Below are 20,248 nucleotides of genomic sequence, written 5' to 3'. Positions count from 1 at the left end.
CCCAAATTATTTGATATAGATGCTCTCAAAATTACGGAACAACACCATTTCTCCGATATAACGTGCTGTCTCGGCATCAACGTAGTCCGACTCCACCCATGACTGCAACACTTGTTCAAAGCACTCCTTGAACAGGTGCACCCCCAGCCAGTTCATTTCCGGAACGGTAAAAGCATCGGAGCCATACATCACCTTGTCAAACGGCGCGAATTCAAAAACTTGTGAGAGAATCCGTTTGACTCCGTGACCGACAAATGGATTTTGCAACGAAATGTCCATGTAGACGTTTGGCAAAATACTGACGATGAATGCCGCCTCCTCCACCCAAGGATAGCCCCCGTGAACGAGATGAACCTTGGTTTCGGCGTATGCCTTGTGACGCAGCAGCGGGAGCAGGAAGCTGGGGCTTGCTTTCGGCAAGATAACATCGCCATCCCCTACTCCGGTGTGAATATGCATGACTTTGTTTGCAGCGGTACATTCCTCCATCGCGATGTGCAGGCAATAGTCCCGCAAAGCTTTGGCTTCAGCGCGTTCATTTGCCTGGAATTCCTCCCATTGCGAGGAAGCTGCCTGCTCATCCTTATCCATCACTTCCAGTCCACTGCGGTAGGCAATAATCGATTTCAAACCGACCACATCTGCACTCTCTAACGCTTTCTTCAAATCTGCACGATACATCTCGATGAACTCTCCAAAGCTGGCACATTCCTTACGCAAACGCACCATGACGGGTTCGATCCGGTGAATTTCCCAGATTCTCGCGCCACACAGCTCTGTGTACGCCTGCTTTTTAAGCATCGGAGTTGGATACCCGAAATCGGTAATTACACCCGTGATCTTGGCATCCTCAAACAAATCTCTCGTGTAAGCCTGGAAGTTTGCTGCTCGTTCATTTCGCACTCTCACCACTTCCGTGAGTGTCGGTTCGCAGGCAAAATAACGAGCCATTCGTCTGATCAGAATTTGCATCCACATGATAGAGCCCGGAAAAGGCTGATGCGGCGAAGAGACTTGTCCTTTGTGCATTTGCTTGGGTAGTACGGACAAGGACAGCTTCTGAATAAATTCCTCGGTCGTGTAAGGGTGTTCATTCGCTACATATGGATGGGCATGAACGTCGACCGCTTGTACATCTCGCAAAGATATTTCTGCCATAATGACCTCCTGTAACATGTGATGCCATGTCTTTAAGCAACATTCGTGCCAACATATACAAAAAGAAAAAACGCACGAATATTCACTCTTTTAATCTGGCACACTCGATAGAAAACGAAAAATAATCTCCAATAGACAAATATTTTTCGAAACATTTTTTTCTTTTTAAATTTTGATTCTTTTTGTAATTTTCACCTTCCAAAAGCCCAGATGTATCTGCTATAGTTTACAAAATAAAACTCTCCTTCCTCCTCGCTTGATTAAAAACGCTCATTTTTTTTCACCAAATTTTTTCTATAGTATAGGGGTGATATATACACGTGAATGTTTACTCCGGTCTCCCTTTGCACGATGTGTGGAACGTAAGCTTTGACGGCATGGTGATTACCGATGACAAAGGGGACATCCTTTCGTTGAACCGATCAGCCACCCGTCTGTTTTCCAGTAGTCCAAGCAGTTTGATTGGGATCTCCATCTTTGAACTGATCCCATCCGAAGAATTTCGCAAATGCATACAAATAAGAAAAAACATGACCGGGATTGCCATTTCGTTCGGTACTCAGCAGTTAATTGCGAATCTCTCCTGTCTGGGTATCCCACCGAATTCGGTACTGTTTCTGTTCATTTTCAAAAACATCACGCAAACGCAGCAATTGCAGCACCAATTGCAGCAAATGAATGAAACCAAAGCTATGTATGACTCCATCTTGGACCAGTTGGAAGAAGGCGTCTGCAGCATCGACCCGCAAGGAAAAATCATTTTCTACAATCGGAAAATGGGTGAATTGGATACGCTTGAGCCCGAAGCGGTCAGGGAAAAAAGGCTGGAAGATATCTGGTCTTTGGACGAAGAAACGAGCACTTTATTAACCAGCTTGCGAACAGGCAGGGTGCTTAATCATCGGGAGACCCATTTTGCGAACAATGGAAAAGCGGTGACGACACTTTCTCGTACCATGCCGTTAAATGTAGGAAACAAAAAGGTGGGAGCCGTCGAAATCACCAAGGATATTACAGAGCAAAAGCAATTGACCGAAACCATATACCAATTGCAAAAACAAACTCCTGTGACAACCGTTCCCCTACTTCCCACCGTAGAAAAAAGCAATACCCGCTACCAGTTTGAGACGATCGTCTACTCCAGCAAGGAAATGGGATACATGGTTGAGCAAGCGCGTAGATCTGCTCGCTCCCGTTCGAATATTCTGATTGTGGGAGAAACCGGGACAGGCAAGGAGCTTATCGCCCAAAGCATCCATAATGAAAGTCCACGCAAAAACAAGCCGTTCATCGCCCAAAATTGTGCAGCTCTGCCGGAAGCACTGCTTGAAGGGTTGCTATTCGGGACGAGCGTCGGGAGTTTTACCGGTGCCATCGATCGGGCAGGCCTCTTTGAACAGGCGCATGGGGGAACGTTGCTCTTGGATGAACTCAATTCCATGAATCCAAACCTGCAAGCCAAGCTCCTCCGTGTGCTGCAGGAGAGAAAAATCCAGCGACTGGGATCGTCAAAGGTACTCGATATCGACGTTCGGGTAGTTGCTACCATGAATGAGGATCCGCATGAGGCGATAGCAAACGAAAGGCTACGGGAAGATCTGTATTACCGTTTAGGTGTCGTTACTATTTTGATTCCCCCCTTGCGAATGCGACGAGAAGATATTCCCGTCCTCATCGACTTTTTCATCCAAAAGCACTCGAATGGATTAGGAGTTGATGTAGTAGGTGTGGACGATGACGTTTTCCAATTTTTTCTGAATTACAGCTGGCCGGGCAATGTCCGTCAGCTGGAACATACCATTGAAGGCTCCCTGAATCTGGTCTATGACGAAACGATGATCTCGTACGATCACCTCCCCCATGACTTCAAACAAAAAATGAACCAACTGGCAGAACCCTCTCTGCCATCCCAGCCCTCAGTCCATGATTACCGGGGGAATCTGCCCGAACAGATTGAACACCTGGAACGGGCCATGATCGAACAAGCCTTGCGCGACACTAGGGGAAACATCACCAAAGCGAGTGAGCAGCTAGGGATTCCCCGGCAAAATCTGAATTACAAGCTGAAAAAATACGATCTGAAATATGTTAGGGGGATGCTCCGGTGAATCAGGACACACTGCTTTCTGCTGAAGACAAAGTCATATCAAGCGCGTTGAAAATCCGCTTTTACCCGATAGCGGTAGCCTCCGCTTTCGGGACCAGACTGACGGACGGGGCAGGTGTGTCCTATCTGGATTTGAGCGCTGGCTGGGCAGTCGCGGGAATCGGGTACGGTCATCCGCGCATTGCCCAGCAATTGAAACAACAGTATGAGTCCTTATCGTTTACGTCACAGCTCACCATTCCAGAGAAAAACATGGTCGGCTTGGCGCAAAAGCTCATCGAGATAACGCCTGGTTCGTTTGAGAAAAAGGTCTGGTTTGGCCATTCAGGTTCGGACGCGAATGACTGTGTATTCAAGCTGTTGCCTCTCGTTCGCAATCGTTCGCGGATGGTTTCGTTTATGGGTTCCTACCACGGACAAACGATGGGTTCTCTTTCCTTGTCCGGCCATCCAGCGCAAGCCAAATTCATCGGCAGCGGCAATGTCCTAAAAGTACCGTATCCCAATCCGTATCGACCTCCATTTGGAGAGACAATCGCGCTCACCTCACAAGTCATTCAATACATCGAAAATGAAGTTTTTCGTACCGTCTGTCCTCCCGAAGACACCGCCGGTTTAATCGTCGAAGGAATCCAAAGTGACGGTGGCCTGATCGTACCTCCTGATGATTTTTTGCCGGAATTGCAAAAACTGTGTCAGCGTTACCATATATCCCTGATTTTCGATGAAGTGAAAGTAGGAATGGGCAGGACGGGAAAATGGTTCTCCTTTGATCACTTCGACCTGTCTCCAGATGCTGTCGTATTGGGCAAATCACTTGGAGCTGGATTGCCGATCAGCGCGGTCGTGGCTAGAAAAGAACTGCTTGATGCGGGCAATGGCGTCCACATGTTCACGGCAAGTGGCAATCCCCTATGCAGCATGGCTGCTTTAGAGAATATCGCTATTCTAGTAGAAGAGCGGCTCATCGAGAATGCTGCAGAAAACGGAGCCTACTTTTTGCAAATGCTGGGGGAACTAAAGCAAAAATACGAGTGGATCGGCGACGTTCGAGGACGAGGATTGGCGATCGGGGTCGAGCTTGTGGAGAATCGGTTCACAAAAGCTCCTGCAGCTGAAAAAACAGCAGCTGTTTGTTACCGCTGCTTTGAATTGGGCCTGATCGTTTTTTATGTCGGCATTCATAGCAATGTCATTGAGATAACTCCGCCATTGACCATTTCCAAACAAGAAATTGACTTAGCGGTCTCGATTCTGGATCAAGCTTTCAAGGATCTCGAAAGCAACAGCATTGATATGGAAAAGGTCAAACAATATGCGGGATGGTAATCAATAACGGATTTACCCAATAAACCGGCGCTCCTCGTGAACGCCGGTTATTTCGCTTACTATTATTTTTTCCTTCAATTATTTGCTCTCTATTTTGCCTCAGGATTCAGAGCATTGAGTTCGACAATCAGGTTTAATTAACCTCAGTTCCTGGAAATTTCGCAGTGATCGGTCATCGGCTTTTGTCAGTAGTAGCGTTCTCCACTGATGAAATGAAACACCTTGCAAACTAAGTATCAGCGTTTATAGTTCGACCACAGATCCTATAAAAAGCCATGCGTTGGTCTGACGGTCTTCAATCGCGAAGAAGAACGGCCGGTTTATCGTCATCTGGAACGGTGTATCGGTCGGGGCGGAAGCCTGAGCCATATGTACCGCTGTGACCGCAGCAGCCTCAGTTCCTTTTTCATTGACTTCAACGAATGTTTGGTGTGTTACCGCACTGATGAACAGGTTGGGTGGAACAGGTGCCATGCCGGAAAAATCGGCCTTCATCTCGTCAAAGGGTAGCGCCATGCCCAGTGCCTTGAGCGGTTCTTTCAACTGTTCTTTGTATTCTACCTTGAAGCGGGGAAGCTTGATCTCTCCCTCGCTTTGCTGGAACGGCTGTTGCCATTTGCTGTGATCTGCCCAAAGCTTGTCATGGACAGCACCTAAAGAGGAAGATTCATCTGGCAGAATGACAAGCATGTCCATCTCCCCTTCACCGTACGGCAGGCGGATAGCTTGAAACTCCTTTTCCTGTAAATATTCGTAGGTGCCTGTCTGGACCATCATCTGCACTTGCTTGGTGGACCCATCATGTTGCTTGAAGCTTTCTTCATTCGTATCGGCAAGCTGGAATTCCTTTTTCCACCCGCCATTGAAATAGACGGCATTCATTAGGAGCAAAACTTCCATAGGATCAATGGATTCCATCACCTTGGGAATTTTTCCGTTTGTATTCTTGTTTACCCAATCATTAATATGATCGGAAGCCTCGGGATTATTGAAATCGAGTTCGGTTACTTTGGCTTGGTAAAATTCCTGAATCGTTTTCATGAAATTACTGTGAAACGATGTTCCTTTACGTAACCAAATCGAATTGGCAATGCTCATTTGAACGCCATTACTGGGCTGCTTCAAAAGAGAGATGAGCGCCTCGTTCCCCCGATTTAATTCATCAATAGACATGCCTTGCCAGCCCATCGTTTTGGCTATCGCGGTTTGCGATTCCCCCCTACTACCGTTGTAGGTCATGGCGAGTGCCAAAGAAATGCTGGTAGGCGAAATGAAAATGTTTTTCTTTTGGTTTTGTTCCTTTTGGACCAGTTGCCGATGGAGCTGCATACCGAACTTGTTGCTTGCATTGACAATACGGGAGTCAACCGCATCCGCCTCGGCTTGTCGATTTTCCAATGAAATCCCCTTTGTAGAATCCTGGGAACACCCAGTTAAAAACAGTACGAGTAGAATGCCCGCGTTAATTAAATTGCCTTTTCTAAAAATTGTCATTTATTTCGACCCCCCTGTCACTCATATGCTTATTTGACGGGATATCTTTGGGTAATGTTTCCATGCTATCGTTTTTGATTTATAGGCAGAGCTGAACCGCAGATTTCCTTGTTTGCATGTAAGATCCCCCATAAAGCGCTAGTATGCAAAAGTCATACAACGACCAAGCTGAACGACAGCAGAAACCACCCAGCCTACAGGGAAGACTTGCGGCTGAGCGGTTTTTTGTCAGTCGAGCGGGATCTCGAAACGCAACTGTTTGTCTACAGCGATAATAATTTTGTCGGATTCTGCGGAAATCGGATGAAAATCCTTAGCGAAGAAATTAATTCCAGTGATCCCACCTCGACTATTTCCCTTTTCGTCGGTAATGCTGGAAAGAGGAACGCCATTTGAATCGAAAACGCGAATAGAATCTGACAAACGATCAATCTGATTCAACTTTTCTTTATGTTCCGGTTCTGTGGATTCACTTTCACCTTGTACCTGAAAAACAATCCTGGTGGTACTTGGGGTTCGAATAATTTGTTTAACCGAGAATATGATGCCTCTCGATTGACCGGAAACTCCTGGCTCCGTCACCTTCGTCACAGCATCTGTTGGATTTCGAGAAAGAGGAATGTCAAATTGCCAAGCCCCATCTACGCCACCTATTTTCTGAAATGCCAATTTTAACGTCCATTCTTCAGGCAATTCTTCAAAGAAGAACGGCTGAAATGTTCCGTAGTATGTATTTCCCTCGACATGACGCCAATGTATCTGATAACCTTTCTTCGCTTCTTCCGCTGTGAATGTTCTCGTTATCGTACGCCCTGCCCATTCATAGCTGAGCTTCTCTATATGCTGAAACCCGTTTTCACTCGGCGGGAATGTGACAGCAAAACCAATCGAAAGGTTAAGGCGATCGTAATAGGCTTCTTTTAGAGACACTGTGATTCCCTGGTCGTTCACTGACTGATCCAACGGTTGAGTAAGTCCTTGCTGATCGGCTACTTTTATCCCTGAATCCCCAACGAAACCGAAAATAGTGCTCACATAAGGCAAGTTTTTCAGCATGTGTGCCATCGTTGGAGACACAAACCCTGCACCAATCAATAAGAACATCCCAAAAAGAAGACAAGCAACGGGTAACAACCACTTGTTCTTTCTCACGTTTGATTTCTTCAGTCCAGGACGAACAGGAAGAGAGCCCAGTACTTGATCAATTCCAGCAGTAAAATGGGTTGGAACATCAACATTCGCTTTCTTTGCCTTTTCGCGAAGCTCTTTATCAACCTGTAATTCATTCATGGCCAGTCCTCCATTCTGTAGACTCTGAAGTGAAATAGGTAGCCAATTTTTTTCTCGCCCGACTCAATCGAGATTTAATGGTCCCCTCGGGTTGGCTGAGTACGATCGATATGTCTTTAATTGCCATGTCTTCAAAGTAATATAGAACGATACACAATCGAAGTTCTTCTTCCAAGAGCTGGACGGCTTCTTGCACCTCGATGTTCTTTTCAAAACGATAGGAAGATGCTTGCTCATGCCAGTCGTCAAGTAGTACGAGTTTGCTAGTTTTACGGACCAGCCGATGACATTCATTGATAAGGATTCGCATGAGCCATGATTTGAAAAAACGGGGATCCCGCAAAGTAGACAACGAATGGTACGCTTTTATTATTGCTTCTTGTGCAGCATCCAGACACTCGTTTTCTGATGGCAAAATGGAACGGGAAACTCGATACATACTCTGCTCGTATTTCTTGACCAGCCTTGTAAAAGCTTCTAAATCTCCGGAACATGCAAGCTCTTCATCGCAACTATTCATCGTTTCGCTCAATCGATTCACATCCTGTTTGAAGTCTATATACTATAGACACGAGGAGAGAGCAGTTTGGTTCTCATTATCCTAAATTTTTCATTTATAATAATCAATTCCATCTTTCTTTGTATGATCAATTTCCAACCTTTGGTAAAATGATGAGAATCATGTTGATTTAGATCTGAGGTGAAAATGTGCTTCTCATCGTGCACGTCCTTTCCATCTTAACTTGCATGTTCCTTATCGCTCGATTGGCTAGCCTTTTCGGTGGCAAATGGAGTCCTTTTGCGAAAACGAATTGGAAGCAGGATTTCACCGCTGCACTTGTCGGGACGATGATTCTTATTTGGATTAGCTATATATTGATTGTTAACTGACAGGGAAAACGGTTTGTTTGGTTTCCTCTATTTGTTATTGAAATCGGGGAGTTTTTGCGTACTTAGGAAACTGTTATTCTCCAAGAGGAATTTAATTCATTCGGGGCTTCGACATTATGATATACTGGTTTGCGCACTGCACAACCACTCGATCGGAAACGGCTGCCCTCTTCAAGGCAGCCGTTCTCTTTACAGTCGCGGATCCGCTACATCTATGGTAATAAATTTTACGACCCCGATTATTCTGAGCGATATAACTGGCCGCATGCCGCGTCGATGTCCGAGCCGAATTGAGTTCGGACTGTGACGTTGATACCCCTTGACTTTAAGATCCGAACAAACGCTTTAATCTGAGTAGGATCAGATTGCCGATAGCTCTCTGGCGTAACTTCGGTCGAATTGAACGGAATCAGATTAACGTGGTAGAGATGTTCCCCAGGTCCCCTTCCCCTTAGCAGATCGGCAACTGCTTCTGCATGCTTTGTCGAGTCGTTTACTCCTCGAAGAAGAATATAGGCAATATACACCTTTCTTCCTGTTTGCTGGATGTGACGATCCAATGCCCTCAGCACGTCGCGAACTGGGAATCGCTCGTTGATCGGCATCAGCTCGCTTCGCTGGTCGTCGAACGGAGAATGCAGCGAGAAGGTTAGATTGACCTGCGGAAACTCCCGTGTCAGCTTTTCGATCCCTGGCAACAAGCCTATAGTGGAAAGTGTAATTCGTCGATGTCCTAAACCAAAGAGTTTCGGATCGGTCAAAATCGTCAAAGCATCAAAAATATGTGGGTTGGCCAGCGCCTCGCCCATGCCCATGAATGAGATGCTGTCCAACGTATGGCCGTTCAAGCGAAAGTACAGCAATTGGTCGGTAATTTCGTCGGCGGTCAGATTTCGTTTCAGGCCAATGGTACCGGTGGCGCAAAACTTGCACCTGAATCCGCAGCCGCACTGTGTAGAAATACAATATGATTTCCACCCCCGCTCATAAGTAAGTCGTACGGCCTCCACGCGTTCGTTACCCGCAATGGCAAACAGCACCTTGTTAACCTGTTTCGACGCGAGTTCCTTTACCGGAACGATACTGCAAACATTCGGACCAAGTATCCGGGTCAACTCGTCCCGCAAAAATTTGGGCAGTATAGTCATCTGTCCATATTCTCCGATGTTTTGCTTGAAAATTGCGTCCATAATCTGAGCATACCGATACTCAGGCTGCCTTAAGTCGGAAAATATTCGCCGAATCGTTTCATATTTCGAGGTTAGTTTCATGTCTTCTCCTTACTGCCGGAGAAAACGTAAATAGCAACCGTCAATTGGCGCTATGACACGTCATTAGTCAACTATACAGAAGAGGTGCATACGTTTGCAGACAGATTGCTACGTGCACCTGTCGATAGATTGGTAAACCTCCGGCAACCGATTTGTTTTTTTGTGAACCGCTTCACACAACAGGAACCGATTCACATAATCATCTACAACCTCAATCTCCATCGTTTTCATCCTCCTAGAAATGATTTATCCCTTGCATTGTCAAAATAAAAAAGAGCTACAAGAAAGTTACCTTTCTTGTAGCTCAAAAAAATACGGCACATCCTACCCAGTGAAGGGTATGAAAAGGATATATTTTCTGAGTGAAAAGAATAAGGTAACGATCTTGCCAATAGAGAATAAAACAAGTTCTGCTTTATTCAATAAAAAAGTGGCAAGAATGACTACATTATCCTCTTCATCTCCAATCGTTAAGTGTCAGCACGATTTTAACATACCAGTTTCTACATTACAAGATCGATTCGCTTGATAATACCAACAGACACCGGGCTCGCTAGGAAGGCTCCCGAACTGATCATTTCCTATAAAGAAGCAGCAGACCTCTTCATAAACCATCTAGAACGTTCGGTCCTTTCTTTGAGAAGCACGTCGGAAATACCCCTCACTGAAATGAACTATGGAGAGACGCTGGATGATTAGTTTGTCTGCGAGGTCTTGACCAAAGTCCAAACATTGACAATAACTAAAATTGTTTTTTATAATGTTACCGGAACCAAATACTAAAACCGATTTGGGACGTGGACTTTTCTGGAGAGTCATCTCTATTTTCGCCACACAAAGGCCTTACTGGTCATTTGTGTGGTTTTTTGCGTTCAATAAAGGAGGATTATGATGAAATTATGGCACTATGCACTGATTGTTTTTTTAGGAGGCTGCTGTTATGGGATATTATCCACATTTGTTAAATTGGCGTATCTAGCAGGTTTTACGGTGCCAGCAGTAACCGGTGGGCAGTATTTTTTCGGAGTTGTGCTTACGTGGCTTGCTGTTTTATTTACCAAAAAGACAAAATTAACCCTGAAACAAACTTCAAAGCTTATTCTATCTGGAATTCCATTTGGGTTGACAGGAGTATTCTATTACCAAGCCTTACAAACCTTGAACGCTTCGCTTGCTATTGTTTTTTTGTTCCAATTTGTTTGGATCGGAGCACTGTTGGAGTGGGTTTTTCATAAGAAGAGGCCGACACTAAGAAAGCTCTTTTCCATCGCACTGCTTCTAATCGGTTCCATTTTAGCAGCGAATATACTGTTTCAGGAACAGATGGCGTTATCATGGATGGGAACTTTCTGGGGATTGCTTGCGGCATTAACCTTTTCCACATTCATTTTTTTGAGTAGCTCTGTGGAAAAAGCAACCCCTCCCATTTTGAAAAGCGCCCTTCTTGCTACGGGTGGACTAATAACCGTATTTATCATTTTCCCGCCAACGTTTTTGTTTGATTTGGATGTATTAATCGGGGTAATTCCTTATGGATTGGCATTGGGTATATTCGGTGTTGTTCTTCCTCCCCTTTTGTTTTCCATTGGAATGCCACATGTTGGGTCAGGCTTGGGTACGATTCTAACAGCATCTGAACTGCCGGTTGTCATTGCCATGTCATCTATAGTACTGGCGGAACCCATAAGCGTACCTCAGTGGATTGGGGTTATCATTATTTTGTGTGGGATTGTTAGCAGTAATATTAGATTTAGATATTCGAAGAAGGAATCTTTAAATACGCAGAGTACCACCTGTTAAAATTAGGTTTTGATTCCCTTTTAACACTGCCAAGTGGCAAAACCCTCCCGCTTGACTGCTAAAGAAAATACCTATGCCAATATAACAACATACCATCGTCTCATTAAACAAAACTGCCTCGCCGAACGACCAGCGGGGCAGTTTGTCTGCAATCTTAAACCCTTTCCAATATGGAAGGAACTTGAGTCAAGTTATTATTCTACTCATCCGTTTCATTTCCGACTAGATTGCTGCTCATTTTCAAATAGCTGGAACATATTCATCTCCACGTCCAAATACCATTTGAACTTGGATGAAGTCCTTTAGCCATAACCCGCACGCCTGCCTTTACTAATTCCTCATTGTACTTCGTCATAGCTTCAATGAGCTCAGAGCTCAGGAGCTTTCCGGATTCCGAATTCTTCGAGGCCTTGACGATCAACATAAAACAACCTATCATTTCTTATCTATTGCCCTTTTCTTGCTGTTAAGAGAAGTTATCAGTGAACACCATTTAATTGGTATATTCGTTTGTGAATACTCTATTCAAGTGAGATCAACTCTTTTTCATTTTTCAACGAAGTTAACGAGAAGAACCTCCTATCTCTTTGAAAGGAGGTTAAGTACGTTATCAATTGACGCAATTTGAGTATCTACCCTTTCACCTGGACCAGGAACACTGCTTTTTTTCCCTGAAAGGTTGCGATGATTTGCACTTTTCCCTTCTCTTTGGCCGTAACTCGTCCGTTCTCGGCAACCACGGCAATTTCTTCGTTGGAAGAGGTCCAGCGAATCCCGTTCGTCAGAGCTTCTTTGGTATCGTCATCATAAACGGCGGTAACCTGAAGTTCTTCAATATCCCCTTTATCGAGTTTCAGTTTGTTCTTTTGCATTTGCGGCTCAAGGGAGACGATGGTTTTTGTTTTGCCGTATTTAATTAGATAGATGTCACGCTTGTCCGCAAAGGTTGTGCCTTTTTCCCAATATTCCCCCAATAACAAATACTGGTCATTTCCCTGGGGAACCGCATTCGCAACACGTATGTGCGGGAACGAGATCGTTTTCTCCCACAAAAGGTCGCCAGATTGATCCAGCTTCTTGAAATTCCATTTGGAAGGGTCAGCATTTATCGAATCAATCATCCCGATCAGCATATAGCCATCATCCGCTGTTTCGGACAACGATAAGCCCCTTTCTCCATCCGACACTTCTCCATTTCCCACTTCGGTATCATAAAGCTTCTGCCAAACAACCTTCCCCTCCGAATCGATATGCCACGCAACAATGTCATCGAAACCCGGGTCAGAGTAGAAGCGGTTGGTGTATCCGGTCACGAGAAGTCCGCCATCGGTCGCTGGGAGGACTGATTTGATACTGACCGAACCCTTCTGTTCGTAGGTATGTTCCCAAAGCTTGTCCGCTTCTTCGGACAGCTTTGCCACGTACAGGTGAGCATCATTGGAAAACACACTGCCTTGGACAAACATTTCCCCGCTTTTGGTAACAAAAACCCGATGAGCCGAGTTGCTCAACGGCTTATCCCATTCGATTTCACCAGTTGCTGTGATCTTCACGATATTGTACAGGTACTGTCCGCTCTCTTCGAGGTATTTCTGGCCTACTGCGACCACACCACCGTCGGATGTTTCGGCGAAATCTTTGTACAGCAGGACGTATCTATCCGGTATCATCGCTCCCCCCTCTACTTCAATTGCTTTCGTCCACTCCTCATCTCCGGTTTCACTCAATTTGATCAGCTGCAGCTTGTCCGGCTCCAAGCGCAGCGCTCCCATCACTAGATATCCTCCTTCTTTCACCTGCTCCACGTCGGCGATAAAGAACTCTTCCGGCATACGCTTTGACCATTCTTCCCGTCCCGTTCCATCTGCTTTCACCAGCAAAGGGGGGACTATGCGATAATCACTGTTCGTCCCGTTTGCCCAGACCAGCCCGCCTCCATCTTTCGTCGGAATGACCTTTTGGACCAATTCCCGCGTCTCCTCTTTGTTATAACGTTTTTCCCACTTCAGTTGGATTTCATCATCGGCAGCGGAAGCTTGTCCGATCAGACAAAGCGATGCCGCCAACGAGAAGGCAACCACCCGGACCAAGAACCGCCTGCAACTGAAATGATTCTTTTCCCTTGTTCTCATGTTATCCACACTCCCTTTTTAGAGATATTGGAAATATTTTTCCAACCAATTACTCCTTATATAAGAGCATGGGCATGGTAATCTTGTACAGTAACCTTATTCCTAGGCAATAAATCGGAAAGCACGCCCTCGTTCAACTTTTTTCCTGCATTTTCCTACTTAGTGACTACTGAGGAGATTACGCATACGAACGGGGTTTCGACGAATACAAAAGTCCTGGGAAGACCGGCGGCACCAAAAATAAATTCTCTTTTTCCCAAGTACTAAGACACAACAATTCTTCCAAAAAATAAAGCATAAGACCGGAACCCCTAATGGTAACAGGACATCCGGTCTAATTACAAAAATTCATCGGAAAAAATCACTGTTTAGCACAGAATGAAATTTGTAGGTATTTGTTTGATATTCATTAACAATAGGATATAAATCTACAATATCGGAATAGGAGAAAAATGGATCAAGCAAAGACAAATGATGATATTCACCTATCTCTGTAATTTCACATAAATTAATTTAGAAGCAGGATTGTATATCCTGTATTGCATGTTTCATTTTTTGGAGGAACCATTAATGGAAAGGGAACTATCTCCAAAAACAATAGGCCCACTACCTGCCTTTAAGCAATGGAGGTATTTGCATGATTAATTTCTATTCTTTTCAAGGGACCGTTACGATGATAAGTGATTTCATTACAGGGCAAAATGGTGAAGGGGAAGGTTGTTATAAATTAATATCTGTAGATAACGGTTTAGGAGCATCAGTTAATTTCGTAGTATCACCTACAACTTACTTTGTAGACCATGTAATGGTGGCAATAGGAGATCACGTAACTGGATATTATGATGGGAATGCCCCTGTTCCTTTTATTTATCCTCCACAATATCAAGCACTTGTCATGGTAAAAAATAGCTCATTTCAAAATGTAAAAGTAGATTATTTTAATAGTCAAATGGTGAGTAGTGACGGGCAATTACAACTAACTATTTCTCCAAATACCCAAATCGTGTTAACAAATGGGCAACCCTTTTCTAGAAACCCCGTGAACCGAGATCTAATTGTTATCTATGGACCTGCCACAAGGAGTATCCCCGCCCAAACTATGCCTTATCGAATAATAGTTTTGTGTTAGGTATAAAAGCTCGTACATTTTGGGCAAGTTTTTTGTGCTGGAATTAGAGCCTGCACCTTCCTCTACCATCAATCATATGTGGACAAAGGAAACGTATCGCAATCTTGAAAAGAATCCTTTGGAAAGAGAATAAGAAAAAACAAGCCTATCCCTTGTCACCACGGGATAGACTTGTTTAAACTATTTCACCAAAGCCCAGTAAATCATCTCGTCATCTCTTCCTAATTCACTAAATTGCATTTTTTCTAACACTTTTGCGGAATCGGTATTCGTAAGCAGCATCTAGCTGTAAACCGATATCTACTTCTCCAGCTTCATTTGGTCGTCCTTTGAAGCCTGCATCACCTATTATATGTCAGACTACTTCGCTGATAAACCACCATCCACGACGACGGCACTGCCTGTCATGGCGGATGATTCGTCAGAAGCCAAGAACACGGCTACATTCGCGATTTCAATCGGTTGGATAGTACGCCCGATCGGTTGGATATCATGGATGCTCTTCAGCACATGGTCACGCCCGCCAAACAAATCGGCATGGGCGTCATTAAAGGTCGTATCTACCCACCCCGGGCAAATGCAGTTCACCCTTACATTCTCTGCAGCAAAATCCAGCGCCATTTGCTTGGTTAGCATATGAATAGCACCTTTGGAGGTTACATAGGCAGACAAGCGCGGCTCTGCGACAAAGCTGTTGGCGGAGGCCATATTTACCACGGAACCTCCCCCTGCCTCAATCATTTCTGGAAGGAAGTATTTTGAAGTGAGAAACATGGATTTCACATTGACTTCCATCGTGCGATCCCACACTTCTTCCTCCGTTTCGACGACGGAGCCCGGGATGTTGATCGCCGCGTTATTGCACAGGATCGTAGGAATCCCGTAGTTTTCCTTGGCAAAAGCCAAGAGTGCCTGCACTTCAGACGCTTTGGATACGTCAGCCTGAAAAAACACGGCGGTGCCGCCCTTCCTCGTGACAGCTGCTACCACTTCTTCCCCTACACTACTAACGTCGGTCGCCACCACACGGGCTCCCTCTTCTGCAAATCTGTGGGCAATGGCCGCTCCGATACCACGTGCCGCTCCTGTTACGACTGCAATTTTGTTTTGTAAACGCATCGATGTGTACCTCCTCGTACTGTATTTTCCTTTACATGTCTTTGAGAACAGGGGCTACTTTTCGATACCCATTGGACTTCACGTAGCCGAGCTAGTGACATTCAGCATCATGAAGGCGGTGATCGCCCGAATGCCACGAACTTGTACAACGTCTCTATCGAGAGGCAAAATGTCACCACGTTGCAGTCGTTGTCTTTTTTACAAATCTCTCATCGTTGGCGGCAGCTCTCTAAATCCTTTTGTTTTAAATGCTAGCAGAATGACACCTACAACCATCCAGCTTGTTCCTACAGCAAAGGTTTTCCAGTCAAAGCCCCACCATACGAACCCAATAACCAGGAAGCCCAGCCATGGGAGCAAGCAGTAGTTGATGAAGCCTTTCATGTCTCTCTTCCGTTTTTTCACAAAGAAATAAGCGAATACGGAAAGATTCAGAACCATGAAGGAAGTCAAAGCACCGAAGTTGACCAGTTGAATAATCGTTTCAATCGGCATAAACATCGCGATAAAGAAGGAAGCTACACCAACGAAAATGGTCGCATTGAACGGTGTTTTGTATTTCGGGTGAATTTTGCCCAAAAAGCCTGACATCGGTAGCAGCTTGTCGCGGCTCATCGAGTAGATAATACGCGAAATGGCCGATTGAATCGCCAAAGCGTTTGCAATCCCTACTGCAGCTACGGCAATCAGAATGAATGCATAGTACAGGGACTCTCCACCGACTTCTCGTGCGATATCAAAGTACGCCATATCCGGGTCAAGGTTGGTGTAATCCGGGTGGGCAAGCGCAGCCAGATACGTTTGCGCCATAAAAATCACACCAATCAGCACCAGGGTTGACACCGTAGCTCGTCCAACAGTTCTGCCAGGATTTTTCACTTCTTCGGAAAGCGTCGAAATGACGTCGAATCCTAGGAAGCCCAGAACGGCGATAGAAGCTGCGCTCGCGATAAATCCGAGGTCAATCTTTCCGGCTTGGAACAACGGTGCCAAGGAGAAGCCTCCCGCCCCATGACCGTCAATAAACACGAATTTAATAGCTAAACCCATAAATATGAGAAGAATGGCGATCTCAAAAAACAGAAAAATTTTGTTCGTCGTTGCTGTCAGCGAAATTCCACGTGCGGTCACAAAGGTATTAATAGCAAGAAATACCAAAACAATGACGGGGGTAGGTATGGCAGGAATAATGCTATTCAACCACATCGCCGAAAATGCTGTCAGCAAAGCTGGTGCCATTAAATAATCGACGGCGATCAGCCATCCGGTTACAAACCCGACATGAGGGTTCAAACCGCGCTGCACATACGAATAAACAGAGCCTGCAATCGGAAACTCGTTGCTCATTTTGCTATAGCTAAGCGCGGTAAAGACCATTGCGATGATGCCGACCAGATACACGATCGGAACCATTCCTGATGCTTCATGTGCAATCATCCCATACACCTGAATGGGGGCGATGGGGAGCATCGTGATCAATCCGTAGATGACCAAGTCCTTGAACGTAAGGGCTCGCTTCAGCTCCTGTTTGTAGCCAAGGTTCGTGCCAGTCTCGGATGATTGCACTTCTGCAGTAGCATTTGACATTTGCAGCACCTCGTTTTAATAATTGTCGAAGCGAAAAAACCACCGAAGGGGTGGCGTTACTCAATCGTTAACGCCACATACTTCAGCTCCATGTATTCCTCAAGCCCTTGGTGTCCGCCGACTCTGCCAATTCCGCTTTCCTTTACGCCACCGAATGGCGATTGCGGGTTGGCAAGCGACGTACCGTTAATAGCTAGATTCCCTACCTCAAGTCCGTCAATCATCCGGAACATGCGCGCCGCATCCTTCGTAAACACATAGGCAGCCAATCCATAAGGCGTATTGTTGCACCTGGCAAGCACTTCTGCTTCATCGGTAAAAGACAACACAGGAGCGACTGGTCCAAAGATTTCACGCTTCGTTACATCCATATCTGCCGTCACTTCATCCAGCAACGTGGGAGCATAAAAATATCCGTCTTGCAACCCTTCATCGGTCACACGTTTGCCGCCTACAACGAGCTTGGCCCCTTTTGCCACGGCATCGCCCACCAGTGACTCGACCTTATCGAGGTAGCTTGGGTCAATCATGGGGCCGATTTGCGTTCCTTCGTCCGTGCCGACTCCTACTTTCAGATTGCGGATTTTTTCTGCCAGCTTTTCCACGAGCTCTGCTCGAATGGATTCGTGGGCGTAGATCAAGTTGATCCCGTTGCAAACTTGTCCGCAATTCTCGAACTTGTTGCCCATGATCGCATCGACAGTCTTGTCTATATTGGCATCTGGAAAGACGACCACTGGCGCATTTCCGCCCAACTCCAGCGTAAGACGTTTTACATTGTCAGCCGCTTGGCGCATCAAGATTTTGCCTACCTGCGTGGATCCAGTAAACCCGATCTTGCGCACGCGAGGATCTGCTGACAAGGTTGATCCGATTTCCTCGGCTACACCCGTCACAACATTGGCAACACCTGCCGGAATACCTGTTGCCATCAAATGATCGAGCAAGGCGATGGCGATGAGTGGAGTCTGTTCCGCAGGCTTCAGTACGAACGTGCAGCCGGCTGCAAGTGCAGGTGCGACTTTGTTCGCTACGATGGCACTGGGAAAGTTTGCTGGAGGGATGAGTCCCACCACACCAATTGCTTCTTTAAATACCATCAAGCGTTGTCCCTGACGAGAAGCGGGAATAATCTCCCCATACGCACGCTTTCCTTCTTCGGCATACCAGCGAATATAGACTGTCGTCCCAAAAATTTCGCCTCTGGCTTCCTCAAGCGGCTTCCCTTGTTCCGTCGACAGCAGCCATGCAAGTCGTTCCCGATCTGCCAGTATACGTTCCGCCCAATCCAGCAGATACGTAGCCCGCTGATCAGCAGGCAACTTTGACCATGCAGGAAATGCTTGTGATGCAGCATCAATTGCCTGGTTGGTTAATTCCTTTCCTCCGCGAGGAACACGTGCCATCGGTTTTCCTGTCGCCGGATTCATAACATTCATCGAATCTTTTACAAATACTTTTTCCCCATTAATCCATGCATAGTTTAGGTCGTCATGTTGTATCGGGTACATTGTAGATTGCCCTCCTTTTCATCGACTACGAAAAAGCGATTCGACTACGTTAAATAAACTCGAAATACTTTTTCCGTTCCCAATCGGTTACTTCAAGGAAATAATCGTTTAATTCATTGCTTGCAGCTGTCAGGTAATGATTGACAACGTCATCTCCCAAAAGCTCTCGCGCGATTTTACTGTTCGAGAGTTTTTGAATCGCTTCTGCCAAATTGGCTGGCAAGCGTTTCACGCCAGGAGCACTGGAGGCATCGCCTTTTGTTGGTGCCACAATGTCGATTTTGTGCTCGATACCGTAGAGTCCCGAAGCTAAGCAGGCTGCCAGAACGAGATAATGATTGGCGTCTGAGCCTGGAATCCGGTTTTCAATACGGCATGACTTGCCATGTCCATCTACGCGGAATGCGGTCGTGCGATTATCTTCGCCCCATGTCTGGGTATTTGGCGCTCCCCCGGTATTGGCAAGACGCTTGTACGAATTGATGTAAGGCGCATAAAAGAGCATGAACTCAGGAGCAAGTGCCATCATGCCACCGAGGAAGTAGCGCCCAGTGTCCGACAGTTTATACGGATGGTTTGCATCGTAAAATACGTTGTTTCCTGCGAGATCCCACAGGCTGATGTGCGTATGCCCGCTGCTGCCAGAAGCGTCTGTATCGTGCTTTGCCATGAACGTCACCATAAGGTTGTTCAACGCTGCGATTTCTTTAATGCCATTTTTGTAAATCGCAGTTCGGTCCGCCATCTCCAAGGCTTCCGCATACTGTACATTCAACTCAACCTGGCCATTTCCCCATTCGCCCTTCAGTGCTTCCACAGGGATTCCTGCCTCTTCCAGATAGCGAGCGAGCTGCCCGAGGAACCAATCATCCACGTTCAAGCGGTAAATCGAATAGTCTACTGGATATGAAAAGAGCGGCTGAAGATTCGAAAAGTTCTTTTCGCGAGCCGTATCAATCGTTTCTTTGAAAATATGAAACTCAATCTCAGAAGCTGCATAAGCGCGATAGCCCAATGCTTCAGCTTTCGCCAGCTGCTTTTTCAAGATATTTCGAGGGGCAATCGTTACCTCTGAACCGTCCTTGTTATAAATATCACCAATCACCACCGCATTCTTAGGAATCCAAGGATAGGTGCGTAACGTGGAGATGTCCGGTACCACTTTGATGTCATGCAGCCCTGTGTCAAAATTGCAAAACGTATAGTTCTCTGCGTATTTCAAGCTGACATCCCAGATAAAATTGATGGCGCAGGTGTGAATTCCGCCGACAGCATCATCAAGGAAGTAGCGTACAGGCACTTTCTTTCCGAAAAGCTTTCCTTGCATGTCTACACCGGCTACTGTAATCATGTCGATTGTTCCATTTTGGTATTGATCCTTTAATGCTGCGAGATCAAGCTTCCCCATGATGCCCACTCCTTTTTGTGTA

At 45.8% G+C, this 20,248-nt stretch carries 14 protein-coding genes and 1 pseudogene; 4 read left to right on the top strand and 11 right to left on the bottom strand.

The features are described from left to right. Positions 1 to 6: 6 nt before the first annotated feature. Entirely contained in the window at positions 7 to 1,158 is a 1,152-nt protein-coding gene (locus SB752_RS15540; RefSeq protein WP_410716530.1) for an amidohydrolase family protein, read from the bottom strand. Positions 1,159 to 1,478: 320 nt separating this feature from the next. Here SB752_RS15540 and SB752_RS15535 point away from each other — a divergent pair, with 320 nt between their 5' ends. Both SB752_RS15535 and SB752_RS15530 read left to right on the top strand, forming a co-directional pair. Beyond that, positions 1,479 to 3,266 (top strand): sigma 54-interacting transcriptional regulator, encoded by a 1,788-nt coding sequence (locus SB752_RS15535; RefSeq protein WP_410716529.1) that lies wholly within the window; start codon positions 1,479 to 1,481, stop codon positions 3,264 to 3,266. Beyond that, positions 3,263 to 4,594, top strand: coding sequence for an aspartate aminotransferase family protein (locus SB752_RS15530; RefSeq protein ID WP_410716528.1), 1,332 nt, complete (start codon positions 3,263 to 3,265; stop codon positions 4,592 to 4,594). The genes SB752_RS15535 and SB752_RS15530 overlap by 4 nt, the downstream gene beginning before the upstream one ends. 243 nt (positions 4,595 to 4,837) lie before the next feature. On the opposite strand, the gene SB752_RS15525 is transcribed toward SB752_RS15530, so the two are convergent. From SB752_RS15525 to SB752_RS15510, 4 genes are all read right to left on the bottom strand, one after another. Beyond that, the gene (locus SB752_RS15525; protein WP_410716527.1) at positions 4,838 to 6,088 is read right to left on the bottom strand and encodes a serpin family protein; all 1,251 of its coding nucleotides are present in this window, start codon (positions 6,086 to 6,088) and stop codon (positions 4,838 to 4,840) included. A gap of 228 nt (positions 6,089 to 6,316) precedes the next feature. After that, positions 6,317 to 7,378: a DUF4179 domain-containing protein gene (locus tag SB752_RS15520; protein ID WP_410716526.1), complete on the bottom strand. Its 1,062-nt coding sequence runs from the start codon at positions 7,376 to 7,378 to the stop codon at positions 6,317 to 6,319. Continuing rightward, complete coding sequence (locus SB752_RS15515; RefSeq protein WP_410716525.1) at positions 7,371 to 7,910, bottom strand: sigma-70 family RNA polymerase sigma factor; 540 nt, start codon at positions 7,908 to 7,910, stop codon at positions 7,371 to 7,373. The genes SB752_RS15520 and SB752_RS15515 overlap by 8 nt, the downstream gene beginning before the upstream one ends. Before the next feature lie 598 nt (positions 7,911 to 8,508). Continuing rightward, a complete protein-coding gene (locus SB752_RS15510) occupies positions 8,509 to 9,540 on the bottom strand; it encodes a Cfr family 23S rRNA (adenine(2503)-C(8))-methyltransferase (protein ID WP_410716524.1) in 1,032 nt (343 codons plus the stop codon). Positions 9,541 to 10,431: 891 nt separating this feature from the next. Here SB752_RS15510 and SB752_RS15505 point away from each other — a divergent pair. Further along, the gene (locus SB752_RS15505) at positions 10,432 to 11,340 is read left to right on the top strand and encodes an EamA family transporter (protein WP_410716605.1); all 909 of its coding nucleotides are present in this window, start codon (positions 10,432 to 10,434) and stop codon (positions 11,338 to 11,340) included. Between the two features lie 274 nt (positions 11,341 to 11,614). Here SB752_RS15505 and SB752_RS15500 read toward each other — a convergent pair. Further along, a pseudogene (locus SB752_RS15500) lies at positions 11,615 to 11,779 on the bottom strand (YciI family protein); the annotation flags it as partial. A 193-nt stretch (positions 11,780 to 11,972) separates the two neighbouring features. Continuing rightward, entirely contained in the window at positions 11,973 to 13,472 is a 1,500-nt protein-coding gene (locus tag SB752_RS15495; RefSeq protein ID WP_410716523.1) for an Ig-like domain-containing protein, read from the bottom strand. 637 nt (positions 13,473 to 14,109) lie between these two features. Here SB752_RS15495 and SB752_RS15490 point away from each other — a divergent pair. Then, positions 14,110 to 14,601 carry a hypothetical protein gene (locus tag SB752_RS15490; RefSeq protein WP_410716522.1) on the top strand — a complete coding sequence of 164 codons (492 nt, stop codon included), beginning with the start codon at positions 14,110 to 14,112 and terminating at the stop codon, positions 14,599 to 14,601. A gap of 360 nt (positions 14,602 to 14,961) precedes the next feature. Here SB752_RS15490 and SB752_RS15485 read toward each other — a convergent pair whose 3' ends face one another. The 4 genes from SB752_RS15485 to SB752_RS15470 all read right to left on the bottom strand — a co-directional run bounded on the left by SB752_RS15485 (position 14,962) and on the right by SB752_RS15470 (position 20,226). Further along, a complete protein-coding gene (locus SB752_RS15485) occupies positions 14,962 to 15,720 on the bottom strand; it encodes an SDR family NAD(P)-dependent oxidoreductase (protein ID WP_410716521.1) in 759 nt (252 codons plus the stop codon). A gap of 198 nt (positions 15,721 to 15,918) precedes the next feature. Next, on the bottom strand, positions 15,919 to 17,307 hold the full coding sequence (locus tag SB752_RS15480) for an APC family permease (RefSeq protein WP_410716520.1): 1,389 nt from the start codon (positions 17,305 to 17,307) through the stop codon (positions 15,919 to 15,921). Between the two features lie 56 nt (positions 17,308 to 17,363). Next, positions 17,364 to 18,818, bottom strand: a complete 1,455-nt coding sequence (locus tag SB752_RS15475; protein ID WP_410716519.1) for an NAD-dependent succinate-semialdehyde dehydrogenase — start codon at positions 18,816 to 18,818, stop codon at positions 17,364 to 17,366. 49 nt (positions 18,819 to 18,867) lie between these two features. After that, on the bottom strand, positions 18,868 to 20,226 hold the full coding sequence (locus SB752_RS15470) for a glutamine synthetase family protein (RefSeq protein WP_410716518.1): 1,359 nt from the start codon (positions 20,224 to 20,226) through the stop codon (positions 18,868 to 18,870). Positions 20,227 to 20,248: the final 22 nt, after the last annotated feature.

Origin of the sequence: Brevibacillus sp. SIMBA_040 (genome assembly GCF_046535075.1) — a bacterium.
GTDB lineage: Bacteria > Bacillota > Bacilli > Brevibacillales > Brevibacillaceae > Brevibacillus.
The sequence above is the reverse complement of the archived record's forward strand: the minus strand, read 5'-3'. Positions and strand labels throughout refer to the sequence as shown.